Annotated in this window: 22 protein-coding genes and 1 tRNA gene; 21 read left to right on the forward strand and 2 right to left on the reverse strand. The window is 43.0% G+C overall.

The genetic code is table 11. From position 1 onward, the window contains the following. From recR to nucS, 9 genes are all read left to right on the forward strand, one after another. Nucleotides 1-609 (forward strand): recombination mediator RecR, encoded by a 609-nt coding sequence (recR, locus tag ACJV2T_RS00405; RefSeq protein WP_391496164.1) that lies wholly within the window; start codon nucleotides 1-3, stop codon nucleotides 607-609. A gap of 128 nt (nucleotides 610-737) precedes the next feature. After that, nucleotides 738-1,502, forward strand: coding sequence for an aspartate kinase (locus tag ACJV2T_RS00410; RefSeq protein ID WP_288230963.1), 765 nt, complete (start codon nucleotides 738-740; stop codon nucleotides 1,500-1,502). A 63-nt stretch (nucleotides 1,503-1,565) separates the two neighbouring features. Beyond that, nucleotides 1,566-2,135, forward strand: coding sequence for an ACT domain-containing protein (locus tag ACJV2T_RS00415; RefSeq protein ID WP_004105778.1), 570 nt, complete (start codon nucleotides 1,566-1,568; stop codon nucleotides 2,133-2,135). A gap of 101 nt (nucleotides 2,136-2,236) precedes the next feature. Then, a complete protein-coding gene (locus tag ACJV2T_RS00420) occupies nucleotides 2,237-3,304 on the forward strand; it encodes an aspartate-semialdehyde dehydrogenase (protein WP_419398832.1) in 1,068 nt (355 codons plus the stop codon). A 52-nt stretch (nucleotides 3,305-3,356) separates the two neighbouring features. Beyond that, nucleotides 3,357-3,977: a DUF5701 family protein gene (locus ACJV2T_RS00425; protein WP_004574183.1), complete on the forward strand. Its 621-nt coding sequence runs from the start codon at nucleotides 3,357-3,359 to the stop codon at nucleotides 3,975-3,977. A gap of 108 nt (nucleotides 3,978-4,085) precedes the next feature. After that, nucleotides 4,086-4,787: an ABC transporter ATP-binding protein gene (locus ACJV2T_RS00430; protein ID WP_116431974.1), complete on the forward strand. Its 702-nt coding sequence runs from the start codon at nucleotides 4,086-4,088 to the stop codon at nucleotides 4,785-4,787. A gap of 85 nt (nucleotides 4,788-4,872) precedes the next feature. Continuing rightward, nucleotides 4,873-7,554, forward strand: coding sequence for an ABC transporter permease (locus ACJV2T_RS00435; protein ID WP_419399076.1), 2,682 nt, complete (start codon nucleotides 4,873-4,875; stop codon nucleotides 7,552-7,554). 239 nt (nucleotides 7,555-7,793) lie between these two features. Next, nucleotides 7,794-9,227: an amino acid permease gene (locus tag ACJV2T_RS00440; protein ID WP_415683545.1), complete on the forward strand. Its 1,434-nt coding sequence runs from the start codon at nucleotides 7,794-7,796 to the stop codon at nucleotides 9,225-9,227. Nucleotides 9,228-9,263: 36 nt separating this feature from the next. After that, on the forward strand, nucleotides 9,264-9,971 hold the full coding sequence (nucS, locus tag ACJV2T_RS00445) for an endonuclease NucS (protein ID WP_415683203.1): 708 nt from the start codon (nucleotides 9,264-9,266) through the stop codon (nucleotides 9,969-9,971). A 111-nt stretch (nucleotides 9,972-10,082) separates the two neighbouring features. Here nucS and ACJV2T_RS00450 read toward each other — a convergent pair whose 3' ends face one another. Next, nucleotides 10,083-11,075: an FKBP-type peptidyl-prolyl cis-trans isomerase gene (locus ACJV2T_RS00450; protein WP_419398833.1), complete on the reverse strand. Its 993-nt coding sequence runs from the start codon at nucleotides 11,073-11,075 to the stop codon at nucleotides 10,083-10,085. A 79-nt stretch (nucleotides 11,076-11,154) separates the two neighbouring features. Here ACJV2T_RS00450 and ACJV2T_RS00455 point away from each other — a divergent pair, with 79 nt between their 5' ends. Genes ACJV2T_RS00455 through ACJV2T_RS00465 form a run of 3 tightly spaced genes read left to right on the forward strand, consistent with a single transcriptional unit; the run spans nucleotide 11,155 to nucleotide 15,078 of the window. Further along, nucleotides 11,155-12,954: a hypothetical protein gene (locus tag ACJV2T_RS00455; RefSeq protein ID WP_419398834.1), complete on the forward strand. Its 1,800-nt coding sequence runs from the start codon at nucleotides 11,155-11,157 to the stop codon at nucleotides 12,952-12,954. Further along, nucleotides 12,947-14,011: a DUF8094 domain-containing protein gene (locus ACJV2T_RS00460; RefSeq protein WP_419398835.1), complete on the forward strand. Its 1,065-nt coding sequence runs from the start codon at nucleotides 12,947-12,949 to the stop codon at nucleotides 14,009-14,011. Before ACJV2T_RS00455 ends, ACJV2T_RS00460 begins: the two co-directional genes overlap by 8 nt. Nucleotides 14,012-14,052: 41 nt before the next feature. Continuing rightward, nucleotides 14,053-15,078: a tetratricopeptide repeat protein gene (locus ACJV2T_RS00465; RefSeq protein WP_419398836.1), complete on the forward strand. Its 1,026-nt coding sequence runs from the start codon at nucleotides 14,053-14,055 to the stop codon at nucleotides 15,076-15,078. 100 nt (nucleotides 15,079-15,178) lie between these two features. Here ACJV2T_RS00465 and ACJV2T_RS00470 read toward each other — a convergent pair. Further along, nucleotides 15,179-15,252 (reverse strand) — tRNA-Met (locus ACJV2T_RS00470). Nucleotides 15,253-15,407: 155 nt separating this feature from the next. On the opposite strand from ACJV2T_RS00470, the gene ACJV2T_RS00475 reads away from it, so the two are divergent. The 9 genes from ACJV2T_RS00475 (at nucleotide 15,408) to ACJV2T_RS00515 (ending at nucleotide 23,604) form a co-directional block, all read left to right on the forward strand. Beyond that, nucleotides 15,408-16,439 carry a homoserine O-succinyltransferase gene (locus ACJV2T_RS00475; RefSeq protein WP_415689004.1) on the forward strand — a complete coding sequence of 344 codons (1,032 nt, stop codon included), beginning with the start codon at nucleotides 15,408-15,410 and terminating at the stop codon, nucleotides 16,437-16,439. Between the two features lie 223 nt (nucleotides 16,440-16,662). Continuing rightward, complete coding sequence (gene atpB / locus ACJV2T_RS00480; protein ID WP_004574173.1) at nucleotides 16,663-17,517, forward strand: F0F1 ATP synthase subunit A; 855 nt, start codon at nucleotides 16,663-16,665, stop codon at nucleotides 17,515-17,517. A gap of 77 nt (nucleotides 17,518-17,594) precedes the next feature. Beyond that, a complete protein-coding gene (gene atpE / locus ACJV2T_RS00485; protein ID WP_004109950.1) occupies nucleotides 17,595-17,828 on the forward strand; it encodes an ATP synthase F0 subunit C in 234 nt (77 codons plus the stop codon). Nucleotides 17,829-17,883: 55 nt separating this feature from the next. Next, a complete protein-coding gene (locus tag ACJV2T_RS00490) occupies nucleotides 17,884-18,426 on the forward strand; it encodes a F0F1 ATP synthase subunit B (RefSeq protein WP_415687115.1) in 543 nt (180 codons plus the stop codon). A 99-nt stretch (nucleotides 18,427-18,525) separates the two neighbouring features. Further along, nucleotides 18,526-19,107: a F0F1 ATP synthase subunit delta gene (locus tag ACJV2T_RS00495; RefSeq protein ID WP_415683547.1), complete on the forward strand. Its 582-nt coding sequence runs from the start codon at nucleotides 18,526-18,528 to the stop codon at nucleotides 19,105-19,107. 16 nt (nucleotides 19,108-19,123) lie between these two features. Beyond that, nucleotides 19,124-20,785: a F0F1 ATP synthase subunit alpha gene (gene atpA, locus ACJV2T_RS00500; RefSeq protein WP_004574171.1), complete on the forward strand. Its 1,662-nt coding sequence runs from the start codon at nucleotides 19,124-19,126 to the stop codon at nucleotides 20,783-20,785. 3 nt (nucleotides 20,786-20,788) lie between these two features. Next, nucleotides 20,789-21,793 (forward strand): F0F1 ATP synthase subunit gamma, encoded by a 1,005-nt coding sequence (locus ACJV2T_RS00505; protein WP_004574170.1) that lies wholly within the window; start codon nucleotides 20,789-20,791, stop codon nucleotides 21,791-21,793. Between the two features lie 6 nt (nucleotides 21,794-21,799). Then, nucleotides 21,800-23,287, forward strand: coding sequence for a F0F1 ATP synthase subunit beta (atpD, locus tag ACJV2T_RS00510; RefSeq protein WP_415683210.1), 1,488 nt, complete (start codon nucleotides 21,800-21,802; stop codon nucleotides 23,285-23,287). Between the two features lie 2 nt (nucleotides 23,288-23,289). Next, nucleotides 23,290-23,604 (forward strand): F0F1 ATP synthase subunit epsilon, encoded by a 315-nt coding sequence (locus ACJV2T_RS00515; protein ID WP_032835331.1) that lies wholly within the window; start codon nucleotides 23,290-23,292, stop codon nucleotides 23,602-23,604. Nucleotides 23,605-23,665 lie beyond the last annotated feature (61 nt).

A 23,665-nucleotide genomic window follows, 5' to 3' on the forward strand; every position in this document is an offset into this window, starting at 1 on the left:
GTGCATAATTCATCGTCATATGACGGAGCAATTGGTCGCTTAATTGAAGCATTTTCAAAGCTTCCAGGGATTGGACCTAAAGGCGCTCAGCGTATTGCGTTTTACCTACTTTCTTCCTCGGATAAAGATGTACAAGAGCTAATAGACGCAATTAATAACATGAAAGAAAGTGTGCGTTTTTGCGATGTATGCGGAAACGTATGTGAGCAGAGCCCTTGCATAGTATGCGCAGATCCTCGACGTGACCATAGCAAAATTTGCGTAGTTGAAGAACCTAAAGACATTATGAGTATTGAGCGAACTCATGAGTATTCAGGTGTTTATCATGTTCTTGGTGGTGCAATTAACCCAATGGCAAATGTTGGGCCGGGAGACTTAGCAATTACGCAATTACTTGAGCGTCTTAAAGATGAAAAAGTTCAAGAAATTATTCTTGCTCTTGATCCTGATATAGAAGGCGAAGCGACTGTTACGTATTTGGCTCGATTGCTCGATCCTCTAGGAATTAAAGTTACTCGCTTGGCAAGTGGATTGCCTGTTGGTGGAGATTTAGAGTATGCGGATGAGATCACTTTAGGTCGTGCATTTTCTGGTCGTCAATCTGTGTAATTTTGAATATTGTTTTTATGCGCGCATGTCATTATCAATAAATAGGGCATAGTTGGTAGTCTGATATTGAAGCCATTATTTGGCATATCCTGTGCGTTTATCAATTTGACATGAGCGAGGGGTAAAAATTGGCACTTATCGTACAGAAATACGGTGGTTCTTCTGTAGCAGATACAGATTCCATACAACGTGTTGCCAAACGCATTCTTTCTACAAAAGCAGCAGGAAATGATGTTGCTGTTGTAGTTTCAGCAATGGGCGATACAACTGACGATTTAATTGATCAAGCAATGAGTGTAAATACTCATCCTCCTGCTCGCGAAATGGATATGCTTATGACAGCAGGCGAACGAATTTCTATGAGTTTGCTTGCAATGGCTATTCATGCCCAAGGATCTCATGCTTATTCTTTTACTGGTTCTCAAGCTGGATTTATGACAGATACTCAGTTTGGAGCTGCGCATATTCGTGCGGTTAAGCCTGATCGTGTCAGAAGAGCTCTTAGCAAAGGCAGTGTTGCAATTGTTGCCGGGTTCCAAGGAATTAATGAAGTTGGAGATGACACAACTCTCGGTAGAGGCGGTTCGGATACTTCCGCTGTAGCGCTTGCGGTTGCTTTAGGTGCTGATGTATGTGAGATTTACACGGATGTAGATGGAGTATTTACTGCGGACCCACGTATTGTGCCAACTGCAAAACGTATTCCTGTAATCGATTATGATTCAATGCTTGAAATGTCATCTTGCGGTTCGCGCGTGCTTGCGTTGCGTTGTGTTGAGTACGCTCAGCGTTTTGGTATGCCTCTTCATGTTAGAAGTTCATTCTCGCATAGGAACGGAACGCTTATAGTTCCCAATAATATTAATCCGAACGATTTGCCTAATCTGAATTAGAAAATACAAAACTAAATATTAATAAATAATGTCAAATAATCTTCGAGCTTAAGGGCGGTAACAATGGTAAACCATGATATTCTTTCGACTATGGGCGATTTATTTCCTGATTTAGGTCCGGAAACTCCTGTTATTTCTGGCGTTGCTCATGATCGCAGTGAGGCAATGATTACTGTTCGCGGTATTCCAGATATTCCTGGCATGGCTGCGAAAGTATTTACAACTCTTGCAAAAGCAAATGTAAATATTGACATGATTGCGCAAGCAAGTGCTTCTACTGGTACAGCAGATATTTCTATTACTGCTCCAGGAGCGTCGATGGAAGCAGTGCGTAAAGTTCTAGAAGAAGCGCATGATGAATTGAAATTTACTTCTATGGATGTCGTTCCAGTAGTAGGAAAAGTAGCTGTTGTTGGCGTTGGTATGAAAACACATTCAGGATTGGCTGCTACCTTCTTCACTGCGCTAAGTGAGCATGGTATAAATACTTTGATGATTTCTACTTCGGAAATTCGTATTGCTGCCATGGTTCCTGTTGAACAAATTGATGAAGCTGTTCGCGCTTTGCATACTGCTTACGGTTTGGATGCAAGCCAAGTTGAAGCAGTAGTGTACGGCGGAAGCGGGCGCTGAAGCAATTTAAATTATTAAATTAATAAATTAACTAAATTATTTGAATTGTAGAATTGTAAAAACTGTAGAAATTATACGTACTTACTTTTAAGGGAGTATTGATGACAATTATCAACGAAAAAGGCGTGAATGTGGCAGTACTTGGCGCAACTGGCCAAGTTGGTATGGTAATGCGTCGAGTGCTTGACGAGCGTGATTTCCCAATAAAAGATTTACGTTTTATGGCTTCCGCTCATTCTGCTGGCACAGTTTTGCAATATCGTGGCAAAGACGTAGTCGTAGAAGATGTAGAAAAAGCAGATTTGCACGGAATTGACATAGCTATTTTTTCTGCAGGCGGTGGAACTTCAAAAATTTGGGCTCCAAAATTCGCTGAAGCTGGCGCAATTGTAGTAGATAATTCTTCGCAATGGCGTATGCATAACGATGTGCCTTTGGTAGTTGCGGAAGTAAACCCTGAAGATTTAGATACTATTCCAAGAGGAATAGTAGCAAATCCAAATTGCACAACTATGGCTTGCATGCCTGTATTAAAGCCGCTTGCTGATGCTTTTGGATTAAAACGTTTAATTGTTTCGTCTTATCAAGCTGTTTCTGGTGCTGGTCGAGCCGGTGCTTTGCAACTCATGAATGAGGCTCAATCTGCATTAAACCAAGGAGCAGATAAACTCGTTTTCGACGGTAGAGCAATAGATTTCCCTGAACCTACAAAAGTTGCTCGTACTATTGCTTTTAATGTAGTGCCTTTTATCGGTTCAATAGTTGATGACGGATCTGAAGAAACTGACGAAGAACAAAAATTGCGCAATGAAAGCCGTAAGATTTTGCATTTGCCAAATCTTGCAGCCTCATGCACTTGTGTGCGCGTAGGTGTTTTCACTGGTCACGGCATGAGCGTAAACGCTGAGTTTGAGCACGATGTAACTCCAGACATGGCTCGCGAAGTATTGAGCAAGGCTGCGGGAGTCGAACTTAACGATATTCCTACTCCTCAGCTAGCAGCCGGAAAATCTGCAAGTTATGTTGGCAGAATTAGGCAAGACCAAGCAGTCGATGGAAATAAGGGATTGGCACTTTTTATCACTAACGATAATTTGCGAAAAGGTGCTGCATTAAATGCTGTGCAATTGGCGGAAATTATTGCTAAAAAGCGTAATTTTCTAAACTAATTATGGTTATATTGCGCTCGCGATTATGTAAGATTTTGCGTAAACTGGAATTATGTCAATAGCATCTGAAGAAATACAGCAGCAACTCGATCGTATAGTGGCACTTGGGTATCCGGATGTGGCTGATATGAGTGCCGATGCTTTTCGTAAGTTGGCAAATCCTATATTGTGTGCGCTTGAAAATAGTAGTTTAGGTGCGAATATTTTATTGGTTCCTACGCGTGAATTAGTTTCGCCCGAATCGTTGATTTCTCGTACGAGTATTAATCGCATGGCTGGATTCACCACTATGCCTCCGCGAGATATCATAAGTTTTCTTCCTAAAGACGGGTATGAGTTTCCTGAAGGCCCGTTCTATATAGTCGTCGATCCACATACTGGCTCATCGTATTTGAATCGAGAGCCTGATGTTGCTCGTAAACTTATTGATTCTGATGAGCGTTTGCCTCTTACTCTGGAAGAAGGGCTTGCTATTGCAACACAACATCCAGATTGGCTTGAAAGCAAGAATGGATTTAATTTGCTTGGTTCGCAAAGCGCAGATGGGCGTGTGCCGAGTATATGGATGAGTCAATGTGCTCCTCGCTTAGGTGCTGTTTGGCCAAATTCTCGTCATACTTGGCTTGGTAATGCATATTGCATGGAAAGATGTGGAGTGTCGTCGCTGAAGTAAGTTAGCGAATTTTGCGCTCATTTAGTAAAATAGTACGAAATATAACGGTAAATAATACAAATAAATAGAAGTTGAATTTTATAGTTTCTCATATTGTGAAGGTGCGTTGTGGCATATATAACTTTTGATCATGTAGTGAAAGAATACCCATCAGGTTCTAGTGCTGTGCGAGCTTTGGATGATGCCAGTTTTACTGCACAAAGTGGTGAGCTTACAGTAATTTTAGGTGCATCTGGCGCGGGAAAAACTACAGCATTAAATATTTTGGGCGGTATGGATACTGCAACAAGCGGTCGTGTTGTTGTTGGTGATTGCGATGTTACTAAGCTAAAAGGTCGTAATTTGGTTCGCTACCGCAGAGAAGACATTGGTTTTGTTTTTCAATTTTATAATTTAGTTCCAAATTTAACTGCTCTTGAAAATGTAGAGTTAGCTTCGCAAATTTGTGCAGATCATTTTGACCCTGCTCAAACGCTTATTGATGTTGGCTTGAAAGAAAGGCTACATAATTTCCCAGCGCAACTTTCTGGCGGTGAGCAGCAACGCGTATCTATTGCGCGCGCTCTTGCTAAAAAACCTAAGTTATTGCTATGTGACGAGCCTACTGGTGCTTTGGATTATGAAACAGGTAAGGCAGTATTGCAATTATTGCAAGATATTTGCCGAACTGAAGGCATGACAGTGCTGATTATTACTCATAATGCTGCAATTGCTCCTATGGCTCACAAAGTTGTTCGTTTCCGTTCTGGAAAAGTTGTAGACGAAACTGTGCAAGAACATCCTATGGCTATAGCCGATATTGAGTGGTGATTAGGTGGTTGTTATGCGGAAAGTAGCAGCAGTTTCAAAGCAATCTGATAATAAAAATGCCAATAATGCCGGTGGAATTAAGCGCATGCATTCGTTGCTGCCAATAGTATTTATTAGCGCAATTAGAATGTGGGTTCGCGAATGGCGCCGCTTTTGCGTTCTTGCGGTTATTGCAATGCTTGGCGTTGCTGTTATGACTGGTATTTATGCAGGATGCAACGACATGTTTCTTGCTACTAACGATATGTATGCGAAGTTGCATGCTTATGATTTGCAAATCGTATCTACTCTTGGTTTAACTAAAGACGATGTTGCAGCATTACGCGCGTTGCCAAGTGTGAGTGAAGTTGAAGCAGAGCGTTCTTGGAAAGCAACAGCGCACGCAACAGATGATACAAAGTCTTCATACGCAATGAATTTCGTGCATTATGTAGAATCGCAAAAAAATCTTAATCGTTTGCATTTGCTTAAGGGCAACATGCCTAAAAATAATAGTGAAGCTGTTGTAACTCAGCGATTTTTACACGATAGTGGCTTGAGCATTGGCAATGTGATAGTAGTCAATATGCGGCAAAATGCGGGCGTTGGAAGTCGTGATTCTTCTAATTCAAAGTCTAAAACTTATCGTTTGCGCATAACTGGTAGCGTGCTAGATAGCAACGATTTAAACAATCCTGATGGCTATCAATCTAAAGCATTTCGCAACTCTGTGACGTCTAGATATCCAATATTTACTTCTGCTGCTCCTGATAACGTGACTAGCTTGCCGTATACGGCAATATCGGTGCGTTTGAATGATGCTCAACATGTCAATGTTTTTTCTAAAGATTATCGTGGCATTGTCGACGATGCGTCTGAACAGATTCAAGAACGCGTGCAATCTAAACGCGAAAAAGCTCGACGTAATCAAATTATCGACAAACAAGTTAATTTAGAATTAAAAAATATTATTGCAAACGATCCTAGGCTTCAGCGCGCTCCAAATTTTGTTAAAGAGCAAGCAAAGGAGCAAATTCGTAAACAAATTAAGTCAGAGATTCAAAAACGTGTTCCTCAAGCTCAATGGCATATATCTACTCGCATAGCTAACGACAGTTATGCTAGTTTGCGTTCTGACGTTGCTTCAATACAGTCACTTGGATACGCTTTCCCGGCAGTATTTCTTGTTGTAGCAATGATGATGAGTTTAACTGCTATGGCTCGTATGGTTGAAGAAGAGCGAGGGCTTATTGGCACTTACTTAAGTTTGGGATACGGTCGTTCTACTGCAGTAACAAGACATGCTTTCTTCGCAATATTCGCGTGCTTTGTTGGCGGCGGAATTGGCGATATTATGGGTTTTCTTGCAATCCCTTCACTTTTACTAAAAATCTTGCGTGGTTTATACGCTGTTCCAGACGTTAGTTTGAAGTATGACTGGCTATATGGCTCTTTGTGTGTGCTAGCATTTGTGATTCCTGTTGCAATATGCACAATCGTTGTTAGTTGGCGAGAAACAAAGCAAGTTCCTGCAGCTTTGTTAAGGCCAAAAGCTCCAAAAGCTGGTTCTCGCGTTCTTCTTGAAAGGTTGCCTTGGATTTGGAAGCGAATGAGTTTCTTAAATAAGGTTACTGTACGCAATTTGGCGCGATTCAAAGGCAGATTGTGCATGACTATCGGTGGAGTTGCCGGTTGCACAGCGCTTATTGTTTGCGGTCTTGCTTTGAACGATACTGTTGCTACCCTGGGTATTCGCCAATACGAGGGAATTTATCGATACGATATGATTTCTATCTCAGCTCCAGGATCTTTTCAAAATATGAAGAAAAGCGTTGAGCAAGACAAGTCAAATAATAAAGTAGAAACTATTCTTCCGGCTTATGTGGGCTCTGGAGAAATAGCTAAAAATCAATCAAATAAGTCGAATAGTCGTCATGTTGAGGATTCAGAAAGCGTTCAGTTGGTTGTTGTAAAAGACACGAAAACTTTGTCTCATCTTGTAAATTTGCAGGATGTGAACAATAACCTGCAAACTATTAAACTTACGGATGAAGGTCCGTTGCTTTCTCAAAGCGCTGCTGCATCTCTGGACATTACTCGTGGTAGCGAAATTAATGTGACGAATACTAGTTTTAAGCGTGCGAAGGTTAAAGTTAAAGCTATTGTTCGTAATCTTATTGGTTCTAATATTTACATGACTGAACGTTGCTACGATCGTTTGTTTAATGGTGAAAACAGTAAGCTTTTGAAACATAATGCGTTAATTTTGCGTTTGCGCGGTAGTGATAATAATAAAATTAAATATGCAGACAATGTTTCTGAACGTGACGGTGTGCTTGCTGTTATGAATATTACGCGTATGAAGCATGCTTTTAGTTTTGATCTTATGAATGCTGTTGTTGCTTTAATCGTAACTTTGGCTGCTGGCTTAGCTTTGGCTGTGCTTTTTACTCTTGCAAGTACTAATATTTCGGAACGTACTCGCGAAATGGCTACGCTGAAAGTTCTCGGTTTTTATCGTAGAGAAGTTCATTCCTATGTGCATAAAGAAATGCTTACTTTAACTGTTATCGGTATTGCTGTTGGATTGCCATTAGGAAGGCTTATTGCAGGATTGTTGACTAGCGCGCTTCGTATGCCATCGTTGTATTTTGAAGTTGAAGTAGCTCCTTTAAGCTATTGCATTTCTGGCGTTGCGACGCTAATTTTTGCGTTAATTGTGCAATGGGCTACCAATCCAGCTTTGGATCGCATAGATCCAGTAAGCTCGCTTAAAAGTGTGGAATAGTTGCGAGAATTGTGGAATGCGTAAATGAATAGTTAAGGGTTCCCTATAAAATTAGAAATTCGTGGCTACTAAAGAACGGAGTTGTAATAATGAGTGAGACTGTGAATAGTGACATTAATGTAGATTCTAAACAAACAGAATCTGCAGAGACGCACAATAGCACATCTTCTCATAATCAATCTTCAAACCAAGCTTCTAGCGTATCTGCGCAAGAAAATGCAAGTAGCAATACAAACCAAATGGAGCGTAGTCTTACCAAGCGTCATGTGCAATTTATTGCTATCGGCGGCACAATTGGCACAGGCTTGTTCCTTGGTTCCGGAAAATCTATTAGCTTAACAGGTCCAAGTATTGTATTCGTTTACATTATTGTGGGCTTGATTATGTTCTTGCTGATGCGTGGCATTGGCGAACTTATGTATAAGGATCCGAACCAGCATACTTTTATTAGTTTTATTACACGTTATCTTGGCAGAGGTTGGGGTAATTTTGCCGGATGGTCGTATTGGTTTGTGCTTGTGCTTATTGGTATGAGCGAAATTACGGCAGTTAGTACGTATTGCGTCACATTCTTCCAAACTTTTGACATTGACGTAAGTCATTGGAAATGGCTGATAGAAGTAGTATTTTTAGCGGCTTTAGTGTGCATAAATTTGGTGGCTGTAAAGCTATTTGGGGAAACTGAGTTTTGGTTCTCAATGATTAAAATCACGCTAATTGTTGCTCTTATTGTTACAGCCGTAGTTATGGCTTTAATTGGTTACCATTACTCTGCAACTCCTTTGCATGGTGGCGTAATAAGTCCTGCTGGTCACGCTGGATTAGATAATATTTTCAACAATTTCTCGCTTATGCCAAACGGCTGGCTTTCTTTCTTAATGAGCTTCCAAATGGTGTTTTACGCGTATCAGCTTATTGAGTTTGTTGGTGTGACTGTTTCGGAAACTAAGAATCCTCGTCAGGTTTTGCCAAAGGCTGTTAACGAGATTATTGTGCGCGTTCTGGTTTTCTATGTTGGTGCTCTCATAGCGATTATGCTTATTGTGCCATGGCAGCAGTTTAAGGCTACGAATGCAGAAGGCGTATTTATGTCACCATTCATTATGGTGTTCCAATACGCTGGATTGCATTGGGCTTCTGCGCTTGTGTTCTTTGTGGTTATTACGGCTGCATCTTCTGCGCTTAATTCTTTGCTGTATTCTGCAGGTCGCCACATGTATCAGATTGCTCTTGAGTCGCCTTCGCCTCTTTTGGGTAAGTTGCGTAAGGTTTCGCGCACAAAGGTTCCTGCTCGCGCGATTTTGTTCTCGTCTGCTTTAATTCTTCTTTCGCCAATTATTAATTCGATTCCTGGCGTTCATGGCGCGTTTATTTTGTTTGCTTCTGCTTCTTCTGCAGTGATAATCATGATTTACATTTTGATTATGGTTACGCATCGAAAGTATCGTGAATCCGCTGATTTTATGCCAGACGGCTTCGTTATGCCGCATTATAAGCTTTTGAATTCTATTACTATAGCGTTCTTTGTTTTTGTGTATGTGACTTTGTTTATTAGTGACGATACGCGAGCTTCTGCGATTGGCGGACTAGTGTGGCTTGTATTGTTTGGCGGATACTGCGCTTTGCATCAACATTGGCAGAATCGCGATTTAGCTGAAGCATTGGGGAAGTAGGGTACTTCTTTACTTGATTTCTGTTATGCTTGCTGTGTGCGAATTATTGTTGCAGATTGCAGTGCAGAATATACAGGTAGATTAAATGCCACGCTTCCTTTAGCTAAGAGAGTGTTGCTTATTAAAGCAGATGGCAGCGTACTTATTTTTTCTGAGCTTGGTGCGTATAAACCACTTAATTGGATGGTAGCTCCTTGTACTATGCGTGTTCTGCGTAAAGAAGATAGCGATGAATCTGATGCTGGCATTGTTGTAGATGGCTGTATTTTGCGCGTTGCTGCCGCTAAAAGCGATGATTTGCTTATGATTTCGCTCGAGCATGTTTATAGCGATAATACTTACGATTTAGGTGAGGACCCTGGCTTGGTTAAAGATGGTGTTGAGGATCATTTGCAACGCTACTTGGCTGAGCAGATTGAGCGAATTGGCGATGGTGCTACGTTGGTGCGCCGCGAGTATCCTACGCCTATCGGACCAGTGGATATTATGGCTCAAGATGCGGATGGTGTACATGTTGCTATTGAGATTAAGCGACATGGTGGTATTGACGGTGTTGAGCAACTTACGCGTTATTGTGAGTTGCTGAATAGAGATCCGTTACTTAAGCCGGTTAGAGGTATTTTTGCAGCGCAAACTATTAGTCCGCAAGCTCGCGTTTTGGCTGAGGATCGTGGATTTACTTGCTTAATATTGGATTACGATGAAATGCGTGGAGTTGAGTCCAACGATCTTCGTCTGTTCTAAATACGTGTTCTAAATATGTGCTCTAAATATGTAAAAACCCCTCGTAAAGGAGGGGTTTGTTATTTATGAATCGCTAGTTAATTTTGCAACAGTTTGCAAAATTTACAAATCTCACGAAGCATAGAGAATATCGACTACAAAGTAAAGTGTTGCGTTTGCAGGAATAGTTACGTTTCCGCGCGCATCCTTCTTTTCTTCTTTACCGTAGCCATCTTCTGGTGGAATTACCAAAAGAACTTGGGAGCCGACTTTCTTTCCAGTTAAGCCTTTAGTCCAACCAGGGATTACTCCTCCAGCAAGTTGGAAGTCTGCAGGTATGCCGCGAAGCCAAGAAGAATCAAACTGATGCAGTTTGCCGTCTTTATCGGTGGTCCAACCAGTGTAATGAGCGGAAACTGTGTCTTTTGCAGTTACTTCTTTTCCAGTTCCTTCAATCAAAGTTTGAGAAACAAGCTTTCCGTCTGGCACGTAGTTATTTTTATCTAAGCTTGGGGCTCCAGATTTATCAAGAGTTACTTTCGGCAAATTTGCAGGGATGTCCGTAACAGCTTTGCCTGTTGCTCTAGTTATAGCCTTTGATCGCGAAACCATTGTAAGAACCATAATATATGAAGGATTTTTGGCTCCTCCGCTTACGCCCAAAGCAATAGTAGAATTAATTTTCTTGCCTTTAATCAAAGCGTAATATGGGCGGCTTGTAGAATTTTTACTAATGTAAATTGAGCAATCAACTTTGCCTTTTTCCCAAGTATTCATAAGCTCTTTGCCTGTTTTGGAGTCAAACACAATGCCCTGAGAGCATACGCGATCGCCTTCTTCAATCGCTTCTCCGTTGCCTCGTTGCAAAACAGCGTAAGTATTTTGATTTACTTTTACAGGCGTTTTCAGCGTTATTTTAGGCTTTTTTCCAAGCTCTCCAGATGCGCTTATGCCTTCCATCAACTGCATTCCAGCTTTTTGAGCGTTCTCATCAATTAAATTGTTTTTGTTGTTGTTGGAACTTTCTCCGCAGGAAGCGAGCACTACGCACATTGCTATTGCGCTAATAGTTGCGAAAGTGCGAAGTAAAAGAGATTTTTGTCCTAATGTTTTGATTTTTTTCATAGCCTCACATTACCGCCTGACGCTGATTTTTACATCAAAACATGCAAGTAATATTAAAAGATTGTAGAATAGTATCGTTATGACAAATATAGAAGATGCTTCTGATACAGAAGGACGACCAATGCGACGACCAATGCGACGGCTCACTTTGCGCAGTAAAATCATGCGCGGCGTTGTAGCTCCATTTTTTGCTTTGCTTGCAGTATTAAGTGTTGTTCTCGGTGTTGCTAACGCAACATTTTGGAAGCCTAGCAACGTGGTTATTGCGTACGCTAAAGTATCTGGAACTCGTTATATTGTCACTGATCCTGGTGTTTTGAATCTTGTAGATAACAGGGTTCGTATTAGTGTTGCGGCTTTGCATACGCGTAAGCCTATTTGTGTTGCAGTAGGTTTAACAAAAGACGTAAGAGGCTGGGTGGCAGGTTCTCCAGTACAAAGAATTACTGGTTTGCGCGATTGGAATAATCTTTCAGTTTCTGAAATGTCTGGTAGAACCTCTATGCAAGCGGAAGGCTCTGTTGACATTAAAGATCCTGACGTAAAATTCCAAGAATCTAATTTATGGCCTATAGTTACATGCCAGCTTGGTTTAGCGAAATTGGCAATAAATACTGCAGATTATGTTCAATCTTCTGGTTCTGCGTCGTATGATCATGCTGTTGCAAGCGGCACAATGCCTAAATCGGGCACTCGCTCTAGTAAGTCAAATAGTCATGATGCGTCTTCTTCTTCACTGCGCTCGCAAGCAGCTAGACGTGTTTTGTTAATTGATTTAGGAGATAATGTACCAGAGGCTTCCGTAGAATTGCGGTGGCGTCGTAATCAAATTCCAGATTTTGCAACGCCGTTATATTTTGTAGGAGCGCTTTTTGCAGTATTAGCTATACTTTCTGCAACTATTTTTGCAATGGCTCCGCATCGTCGTCGTAATAAGCAATTAATAGCTAGCCGTTCAGGAGCGTTGACAGTAAAGTCTGCGCAGCGTGACGAAGTTACCTTTGCTGAAGCAATTTCTGGAACTATGTCTGGTATTTTCGGCCACAAACGTCGTAAGAAGGATTCTGGAAGCCACGCAAGGCACGGGACTCATGCACATCGTCGTAAAGATTCAATGCAAAGTGACGACTCAAATGGTATGCAAATAACTCGTGTTGCGTCTGCTTCTACAGCAGTTGCATCTACTGATTCTTTGGCTGAAACTACCGTTATTGCGCAAGATGAAATGCTTGCGTTTGCTGCGCGCTTTATGCAGCAACATGACGATAATTCTTATTTAGATAACTTAGATAATTCTGATGATGAGTTTAATGATTTGCAAAATCAGGATGATTCAGAAAACGCGGAAGATTCTGCAAACGCGGAAGATGCAGAAAACGCGAAATATTCTGAAAATCCAACAGAATCAGAAAATCCAGAGAATAAGCAATATAAGCGAAATTCTCAAAATATTAAGACTCCGCGAAATAAGAAAAAATCTTATGCAAAAGCGTCATATAGCGATAATCTGAACGAACATAAGGATAAGCGTCAGCAGCAAAATAAGTATGCTCAGCAGAATAACAAGAGACGTAACCGTCAGAATGATAGAAACAATGCTAATAATTCTGAAAAGTTTGCAAAGAAACGTTTGGAAACAGCTAAGCCTTCAGATATTAGTAGCAAGATTTCGCATGAATCTACTAAGAAAAAGCCTAATGATCGCGAAAACTATCGCAACTCAGAATCAGATAAACGTCAAAATTCGTCTAAAAATAGCAACGATAAGCAGTCTCGCATAAAACGAAATGGGTTTAGAGGAGACGGCGGTAACGGTCGCTACAGAAAAAATGTGAAAGGCTACCGCGGTAATTCTTCAAGTGAGCGAGGAAATGAGTAAAATGCGTAATACTAATGTCGATATTCACCGCGTAAAAAGTAAAAATAGAGGCGTATTGCGCAACAATATAGTCACATTAATAGCATGTGTTGTATCAACGGTTATGGTAACTGGATTATCTGCTTGCGATGGGCAGGTGCCGAAACCTGCTGAAGCGCGCAGTAGTCAAGAGTTACCTAATTTGACTATGCTTCAAGAAAAAGATATCCGCTTAGGTTTGCTTCGTGAGCTAGAAAAAGCAAACGACGAAAAAGATGTGGATTCATTATCTAAAGCAGTTTCTGGACCTGCTCTTGACATTCGCACGAGCGAGCTCACTATTGCAAAGAAAACTGGGAACTTAGATCCTAAGACCACTATTCCGCGTGAAGCTGCACAAACCATTGTGCCAACTAATTCTGGTTGGCCAAGAGATTTAATGACTATTACAACTACTACTAAAGATCAGCAGTCAAAACGTCTGCTAGTTTTACGTCAACAGAGAGCGCGTTCGAATTACAAACTTTGGGCTGTCGCTCGCTTATTCCCTGGAGTGCATCTTCCTAAATTTGCTGTGCCAAGTATTGGTTCTTCAATGGGTAAATCTAACGATACTGGTTTGGTGATGACTCCAGACGAAGCAGTAGCTGCGTACGCTGACGTTTTACAAAATGGTGAAAACAGCAAGTATGCAAAGCATTTTGCTGACGATTATTTGCGTAAAAAGTTAGTTGAACTTTCTAAAGCAGTGCAAGCTGGAATGGAGCGAAATAAAGGCTCCCAAGAACAAGTCTTTACGCCAAATCTCAAACAGATAAGCATTATGCGTTCAAGCGATGGAAGCGATTTGGTTGTTGCTCGCATAGATTCTGTGTGGACTCGTAAAGCTGGCGAAGGGCGTGAATCTCGTCCTGCTTCTGATGAAGAAAAAGCATTATTTGGCGACGGTAAAGCAAAAGGTACTATGCGAGTAACTTATGTAAATGTTATTGCTCTAGTAGTTCCTCCAGCTAGTTCTCATATGAAGATTATTCCTGTTGGTGCTGAGCGTCAGCCTATTAAAGTAGAAGCTTTATAAATTTTGTAAGTACAATTTAGTGTGCTTGGAAAAGAGGAAAAATGGTGAGTAGCAAAGCGCAAGGCATGAATCCTGGCGGATTTTCGCTTGCTGGGGCTGTAGATTTAGAAGGCGTAAAGCGTCGCGTAGAAGCTCAAGCTAAGCAAGCTGCTAAAGCTGCATCGGGCTCTACTGGTTCTTCTGCTCCAAAAGCTGGCGGCTATGTAATCGATGTTAATGAGCAGTCTTTTCAAGCGATGGTGCAAACGTCCGTAAGTTTCCCAATTGTTATTTTGCTTTGGCAAGCTAGTGACGAAGCCTATTATGATGTTGCGCAGAAATTAGCGGATTCCGTTAACGCGCTTGACGGTCGCATGCAGTTAGCTCGTATTGACTCTGATGAAAGCCCAAGTATTGCTCAAGCTTTGCAAGCGCAGCAGCTTCCTGCAATTTACGGTTTAATTGGCGGACGTCCTATGCCTATTGTGCAAGGTTTACCTAGCGACGAGGAATTACAGCAGATTTGTAGCACTATTTTGCCGCAATTGGTTCAGGTTGCTGAACGCTCGGGCGTTGCTGGAACTGCTCCTTTTGTGGAGGCATCAGTTGAGGAAAAGTCTGAAGCATCTAAAGACGCAGATCAAGATAGTTCCGAGAATAATTCTGTTGAGAGTGTTCCGCCTGCTCATGAGCAAGCTCATTCGCTTGCTATGAAGGGTGATTATGAAGGTGCTGCACGCGAGTATGCAAAAGTAATGGAAGCAGATCCTCATGATGTGATTGCGTCGCGTGAGCATGCAAAGGCCTTGCTGCTTTCGCGTAATACTAATACTGATGTTGCTGCTGTTAGAAAGGCTGCTGGCGATAATCAGGATGATTTAAATTCGCAGCTTGCAGTAGCAGATGTAGATATGATTGACGGTCATATTGATGACGCTTTCGGGAGACTGCTTGACTTCCTTGCAGCTGGTCATAAGAGCGATGCGGATGCTATTCGTTCTCGTATGCTTGAGTATTTTGCAATGCTTCCTGCAGATGATGAGCGTCTTGCTCGCGCTCGTCGCCGTCTTGCAATTCTTCTTTATTGATTATTGTGCGATGGTGCGTTTTTGGCGACTTATGTAGTATTAAACAAAAAAGCCAAGAACCACAACAATCGTGAGAAATTTGTGTGATTCTTGGCTTTAGTAGCGGGGCATGGATTTGAACCATGGACCTCTGGGTTATGAGCCCAGCGAGCTACCGAGCTGCTCCACCCCGCGTCGGCTACTTTTAGCAGCTCTATCTACGATAGGTGCAAATTTAAATTTGTCAACTTTCGGGCGTGTCTTACTGTATTTAGTTAGAATTTTACGATTCGTGCACATGAGTGACGTATACACAATAAACATAAACAAGTGTGGGGTATAATAAACACATGCCTATTAAGATTCCTGAAGGATTGCCAGCGCGAAGCATATTAGATGCTGAGCGAATTTTTGCGTTGGAGCGCCCAGAAGCAGAACAGCAGGATGTTCGACCACTTCGTTTGTTGATTTTGAATCTTATGCCCAAAAAAATCGAGACAGAAACTCAGCTTTTGAGACTCATTTCTAAGTCTCCTTTGCAAGTCGACGTCGATTTTATGAAAACTTCTACGCATGTATCAACGCATGTTAGCGCTGATCATTTAGTAAAATTCTATGAAAATCTTGACGCACTGCGTAACAACTATTACGACGGATTTGTTGTGACGGGCGCTCCTGTTGAGCATATGGAATTTGAGGATGTTGACTACTGGCACGAATTTACGCAAATTCTTGACTGGGCATCAACACACGTTTTCTCAACAATGTATTTGTGCTGGGGCGCAATGGGTGCGCTTTACTACCGATATGGCATAAAAAAGCATGTTCTCAGCAAAAAAGTTTTTGGCGTGTTCCCGCAATATTTGCAGGATGAGTACTGTTTTCTTACAAATGGTTTTGATGAAATCGCTTTACAACCGCACTCTAGAATAGCGAGTGTTGATGTTGACAGCATTTCTGCAGATAAGCGTTTACAGATTCTTACGTATGGTCCCGAATCTGGTCCGGGCTTAGTTGCTACGCGTGATTTTTCTGAAGTTTTTGCGCTCGGGCATTGGGAATACGGTAAAATGACTCTTGCGCAGGAATATGAGCGTGACATGTTAAAAGGTTTGAGCAACGTGCCATTCCCTTACAACTATTTCCCTAATGACGATCCAAAATTAGAGCCACTATTTTCTTGGCGTGCACACGCGAATTTGCTTTGGCGCAACTGGCTTAATTGGGTGTACGAAACTACGCCTTACGATCTTTGTGATATTCCTCATTTAAGAACTACTGGAAGGCTTGGAACTGAACGTTCTATAAGGCATGAGCCAGCTTCTCCGCGCTCCGATAATTTTTATCCATTTGACGGTGTTAAGTACGGTATGAACAAATAAATTTCGACATTGCGTAATTAGTTGCGTAATTAGTTGCGTAATTATGTACAAGCAAAGAGTACAATCAGCAGTTAGATATATTTTTCGTTTCGTGCCCCGCGCCTTACGAAATATGAAACATATGATCTAGTTGATATATATGCCGCAAGAATGATTGAATTGAGTATGTGAGTGAGCGGCACTGAATTGAGGCGTGTGAACGGATTGCTATAAGGAGGCACTTATGGATGTAATGGTTGATGTTTTACAGAAGACCACAACTGTAGCTTCTACTGTAGCTTCGAATAAACCAGAGCTACCTAATATTAGTGAGTTTTTGCCTCCAGAAATTTTGTTCCAAGGCACTCCATTTGCCATGAATCGCATTATTTTAGTGCGTTTACTTATGACAGTAGTAGTGATGATTATTTTTGGAATTGGTGCAGCCCGCGCAAAGGTTGTTCCGGGCAGATTCCAAAGCGTGCTTGAAATTTTGATGGATTTTGTGCGCTACAACATTGTTTATGAAATGATTGGCGAGGAACGCGGTAAGCGCTATGTGCCAATGATGTCCACATTATTCCTCACTATTTTCTTCTTTAATCTTTGTTCTGTGATTCCAGGATTGAATATGGCTGCAACAGCAACTATTACTGGACCGCTTGTTTTTGCTTTGTGGGTTGTTTGCCAGTATCTTATTGCTGGCATTCGCGAAAAGGGTTTTTTGCGATTCTTCCGTGAAGCATTGTTCCCAGCGGGTGTGCCATGGCCTATTTACTTTATTCTTTCGCCATTGCAGCTCATAGAATTAATAATTGTGCGACCACTTTCGCTTACAATCCGTTTGTTTGCGAATATGATTGCTGGCCATTTGCTGGTGGCCACTTGTTTAGTATTCACCAATTTCTTCGTGGTGGATTCCAGCAATAAACTCCTTGCCTTAGGCGGTGCTTTGTGGCTGCTTGGTGGCATTCTGTTTACCCTATTCGAAATTATGGTAGCTGGCTTGCAGGCATTTATTTTTACAGTGCTTGCTTCAGTCTACATTTCGGAAAGTTATCCGGAAGAGGAAGAAAAGTCTGCTGTTGTAGCTGCTTAATAAAAGTAGTGTAGATTTTCAGATTTTACATATCTTACGGGTTTATACTGGTTACTGTTTCAACAGAAAGGAAACCAATGAATAGTATCATCGCTCTTGCAGGTTTGACCGGCAACCTGAGCATTCTTGGCTTTGCTGTAGCAACTATTTCCCCTGCACTCGGCATGGCAATAGTAGTGTCTAAGGCTATGGAATCTACTGCACGTCAGCCAGAAGTTGGCAACCGCATTCAGCTGTTTATGTTCGTCGGCTTGGCATTTATTGAGGTTTTGGGCTTGCTTGGCTTCGTTTCCTACATTATGGGAGCCTGAACAAAACTTACAATGCACAACACGAATAGTGTTGAAAGAATAGAAAGGACAAGCCATGGCATATGCAGCCGGAAGTAATAAGTTGGCGTTGTTCTTGCCTGAGCCTTATGACGTACTGTGGTCATTAGTAGTTTTGGTAGTTCTTGCAGCGTTTTTCTACAAGTTCGTTATGCCTAAATTCCAGGCAATTCTCGACGAGCGTGCAGAAAAAATTGAAGGCGGAATGGCTAAGGCTGCTAATGTGCAGCGTGAAGCAGACGAGTTAAAGAGCCAGATTGAAGACGAACTTTCTCAAGCTCAAACTGATGCTGCAAAGACTCGTGAAGAGGCTCGATCGGAAGCTTCAAAAATTATTGGCGAAGCTAGACAACGCGCTGAAAAGGATGCTGCGAAGATTATCAGTGAAGCGCAGCATTCTATTGAGGCTCAGCATAAGCATGCCATGTCCAGCCTCCAAGGAGAGGTGTCGGTTCTTGCAGCAGCTTTAGCTGGCAAGATTCTTGCATCCAAATTGGATGACGATACCGTCAGCTCCAAGATTATTGATCATGTGATCGATGAAGTTGGAGACACTAAAAATTCGGATCAAAGCAAGTAAAGTAATGTGCAAAACTGAATAATCGCAAAATAAAATTACGGTTATTTCATTTTGTATTATTTGCATTACTTCGTTTTTTACAGAAACGAGGAGGTAAGAATGCCAGAAAAGGCATCGCGAGCAAACGATAGTTTGTCGCGTTCTTCGCTTGCTCAGGCCATCTTAGATGCGCACGATGAAGCGCAGCGCATTTCGGACGAGCTTTCGTCAATGATGGACATGATTGATAAGTATCCTGAGCTTTCTGATGCGATTACTGATCCGAATAGGTCTTCGGAAGATAAGTCTCGCCTTATTGACGAGCTTATTGGAGGTAAGGCGCACCCTGTTGTATTGCGCATTATGCATTATCTAGTAGGAACTTGGCACGGAGGTGCCGAAAGCGGTAAAACCGGTAGCTTCGGTGGTGCTTGGTCAGGATTTGAGCGTGAAGCTGGAGAAACATTGGTTACAGTCACTACTGCTCAGCCGCTTACAGATAAGCAAATTAAGCGTTTGATTGAAATCTACAGCGATAAGTTGGGTCATCGTGCATACATTAACCCAATTGTGGATCCAAACGTGCTTGGTGGTATGCGTATACAAATCGGTGATCAAATAACCGATCGCACCATGTTGATGCAGCTTAAGCAGTTGCAGCGTTCTGCACGAAATGGTGCTTGGACACAGGCAGTGAAGTAGTAAATTAAGGAGAATTATGGCGGAACTATCTATTGATCCCGCCCTGATACGCAAGGCACTCGACGGGTTTGTTGACTCGTATAAGCCTACCGACATGCCAACGCAAGAAGTTGGCTATGTTGTTACGGCTGGTGACGGCATTGCGCACGTAGCTGGATTGTCCGGCTGCATGGCAAACGAGCTGCTCACATTCGAGAACGATACCTTGGGTCTTGCGTTCAACCTTGATGCACACGAAATCGGCGTCGTTATTCTCGGCGATTTTACAGGCATTGAGGAAGGGCAGGAAGTATACCGCACAGGCGAGGTGTTGTCTGTGCCGGTTGGTGACGCTTATCTTGGTCGTACTGTGGACCCGTTGGGTAATCCAATCGATGGTTTGGGTGCGATTGAATGCAATGAGCGTCGTATTCTTGAAGCCCAGGCTCCAGACGTTATTCACCGTCATCCAGTCGATGAACCATTGTCTACTGGTTTGAAGGCTATTGACGCAATGACGCCAATAGGTCGTGGTCAGCGCCAGTTGATTATTGGTGACCGTCAAACAGGTAAGACTGCAATCGCAATAGATACGATTATTAACCAGCGTGCTAACTGGGAAACTGGAGATCCAAAGAAACAGGTTCGCTGCATTTATGTAGCAATCGGTCAAAAGGGTTCCACTATTGCTTCAGTGCGTCAAAGTCTTGAAGAAGCAGGAGCTATGAAGTACACCACAATCGTGGCAAGCCCAGCTTCTGATTCTGCAGGCTTTAAGTATATTGCGCCTTACACAGGTTCTGCAATCGGCCAGCACTGGATGTATAACGGCAAGCACGTTTTGATTGTTTTCGATGATTTGTCGAAGCAAGCAGAAGCATACCGTTCAATTTCCTTGCTTTTGCGTCGTCCACCTGGGCGTGAAGCTTACCCAGGCGACGTGTTCTACTTGCACTCTCGTCTGCTTGAACGTTGTGCTAAGCTTTCTGACGATTTGGGTGGCGGTTCTATGACCGGTCTTCCAATTATCGAAACCAAGGCAAACGATGTTTCTGCATACATTCCAACCAACGTGATTTCTATCACCGATGGTCAGATCTTCTTGCAGTCTGATTTGTTCAACGCAGGTCAGCGTCCAGCAGTAGACGTTGGTATTTCCGTGTCTCGTGTTGGTGGCGCAGCTCAGGCTAAGGCTTTGAAGAAAGTCTCCGGCATGTTGAAGATTTCTTTGGCTCGTTACAAGTCTTTGGAATCCTTCGCAATGTTCGCTTCTGATTTGGATGCAGCCTCAAAGGCGCAGCTTACTCGCGGTGCTCGTTTGACTGAGCTACTTAAGCAGAAGCAGTTCTCTCCTCGCGCAATGGAGCAAGAAGTTGTTTCTGTGTGGGCTGGTACTCATGGAAAGCTTGACGATATTCCTGTGAAGGATGTGTTGCGTTTCGAAAGCGAATTGTTGGATTACTTGGATAAAGGAACCGACATTTTGCAAGTAATTCGCGATACTGAAGACTTCACTAAGGAAACTGAAGCCAAGCTTGATGCAGCCATCGATGATTTCCGTAGGACGTTTAAGACATCTGCTGGCAAGCCTTTGATTGTAAAGGATTCTTTGCCGCCGGCTGAAAACCCTGCTCCTGTTGAGAAGGAACAGCTTGTAGCTAAGCCAAAAGCAGACAGTCGCGAGCCTGAGGGGAAGTAGCGTATGTCCTCCCAACTTGCATTGAAATCGAGAATTATTTCCACACAGTCTTTGGGTAAAATCTTTAAGGCTCAGGAAATGATTGCGTCTTCTCATATCGCTAAAGCGCGAGATATTGCGCTTAATGCTAAGCCTTATAGTGACGCAATTTTCGATGCCGTGCAGGCGTTGGTAGCTCATCACGAAGCAAATATTAAGCATCCTATTTTTGGTAAAGAGCATGCCGGCAATCGCGTAGCAGTTTTAGCTCTTACTTCTGATCGTGGTATGGCAGGTGCGTTTACGTCTTCGATTATTCGTGAGACTGAAGCACTTCTTGCAAAACTCGATGCAGAAGGTAAGCATGCAGAACTGTACGTGTACGGTCGACGCGGTGCAACTTACTACAAGTATCGCAATCGCGATGTGGCAGGTACTTGGGAAGGTTCTACTGACCATCCTGACGTTACTATTGCTGAAAAGATTTCCGATACTTTAATGGACGCTTATATGACGCCGGAAGCAGAAGGCGGAGTTTCGGAACTGTATATTGTGTTCACTGAATTTATAAATATGGTGAGGCAAAAAGTTCGTACGTTACGCATGCTGCCAGTTGAGCTGGTTCCTTTGAAGGACGGTGAAGAGTTTTCTATGCATCGTCCTGACTATGAAGCAGCTTCTGGTCCTTCAGCAGCATTGTCGTCTACGAGCGCAGTTTCGGCTCGTGAAGAAGCAGTGAGCCGCAGCAATCCAGAAGCTGTGGAGTATTGCTTCGAACCAAGCCCGGATGAAGTATTGGATGCTGTTTTGCCGAAGTATATTCAGTCTCGTATTCACGAGTGCTTACTTACTTCTGCTGCTTCCGAAACGGCAAGCAGACAGAACGCTATGCATACGGCTACAGATAACGCCCGCAATTTGGTGGATGATTTGACAAGAAAGCTTAATGCTTCTCGTCAGGCATCCATTACTCAAGAACTTACCGAGATTATCGGCAGCGCTGATGCGCTGAATAATGAGGAGGATTAGGAGCATATGGCTGAAAATCAGACCACAGCGCCTCCAGAAGCTGAGCAGGAGGTCGATCCAACAGCTGGTCGCGTAACCCGCGTTCAGGGTTCCGTGATTGACGTTGAATTCCCGGTCGGCTATCTGCCGGATATTTACAATGCTCTCAAAGTCGATATTGCTACCGTTGGTAACACGGAAGGTGATACCGTTCACGAGATCACGCTGGAAGTTGAGCAGCACCTTGGTGATTCGACTGTGCGTGCAGTTGCTTTAAAGCCTACTGACGGTTTGGTTCGTGGTGCTTTAGTGCGAGATACTGGCGGCCCAATTTCTGTACCTGTTGGTGACATTACTAAGGGTCACGTGTTCGATGTTACAGGCAACATTTTGAATGCTAAGCCTGGCGAGCACATTGAAGTAACTGAGCGTTGGCCAATTCACCGTAACCCACCTGCTTTTGATCAGCTTGAGTCTAAGACTCAGATGTTCGAAACTGGTATTAAGGTTATCGATTTGCTTACCCCTTACGTTCAGGGCGGTAAAATTGGTCTGTTCGGTGGTGCAGGCGTTGGTAAAACTGTGTTGATTCAGGAAATGATTCAGCGCGTTGCACAGAATCACGGTGGTGTGTCTGTGTTTGCTGGCGTTGGCGAACGTACCCGTGAAGGTAACGATTTGATTGGTGAAATGGCTGATGCTGGCGTTTTGGAGAAAACAGCGCTTGTCTTTGGTCAGATGGATGAGCCTCCTGGGACTCGTCTTCGCGTGCCTCTTACCGCTTTGACTATGGCTGAGTACTTCCGCGATGTGCAGAATCAGGATGTGTTGCTGTTCATCGATAACATATTCCGCTTTACTCAGGCTGGTTCTGAGGTTTCCACGCTGCTTGGTCGTATGCCTTCCGCAGTTGGTTACCAGCCAAACTTGGCAGATGAAATGGGTGCATTGCAGGAGCGTATTACTTCTACACGCGGCCATTCCATTACGTCACTTCAGGCTATTTACGTTCCTGCAGATGATTACACTGATCCTGCACCTGCAACTACCTTTACGCACTTGGACGCAACTACTGAGCTTTCGCGTGATATTGCAGCTAAGGGTATTTACCCAGCTGTGGATCCTTTGACTTCTACTTCTAGAATTTTGGATCCGCGTTACGTTGGTCAGGCTCATTATGATTGCGCAAACCGCGTTAAGGCTATTTTGCAGCGTAACAAGGAGCTTCAGGACATCATCGCTTTGATTGGTATCGATGAGCTTGGTGAGGAAGATAAGACTACTGTGAGCCGCGCTCGTAAGATTGAGCAGTTCCTTGGTCAGAACTTCTATGTGGCTGAAAAGTTCACTGGTCGTCCAGGTTCTTATGTGCCAGCAGACGAAACCATTGAGGCATTCACTCGCATTTGCGATGGTGTTTACGATGAGATTCCTGAGCAGGCATTCTCTGGTATCGGTGGCATTGATGATCTTGAGCGTCGTTGGCACGATATGCAGCAAGAGTTTGGTGCGTGATTATGTCGGAGAAGCAAGTAAAATCGCTGCACGTTAGTGTGGTGGCAGCCAGGCATCCTGTTTGGGAAGGTGACGCCAAGTTTGTGGTTATTCCTTCTGTGAATGGCGCAATGGGCGTGCTTCCTGGACATGAGGCTGTGCTTGCGTTGATTGATCACGGTTTTGTGAAGGTTGACGATTTGAAGGGTGTGCGTCACGTTTTTAAAGTGACAGACGGCTTCTTCTCTGTTGATTCTGATCATATTACTATTGCTGTTGAGCATAGTTGTAACGTTGATAAAGACGGCAACGTGCTGCCTAACGCTAAGGTGATTTAGGCTTACGTATAAGTGAAGTAAGCGAAAAGGCAGGAGTTTGGGTATCCCGAGCTCCTGTCTT

Origin of the sequence: Gardnerella phocaeensis, from assembly GCF_048545075.1 — a bacterium.
Lineage (GTDB): Bacteria > Actinomycetota > Actinomycetes > Actinomycetales > Bifidobacteriaceae > Bifidobacterium > Bifidobacterium vaginale_J.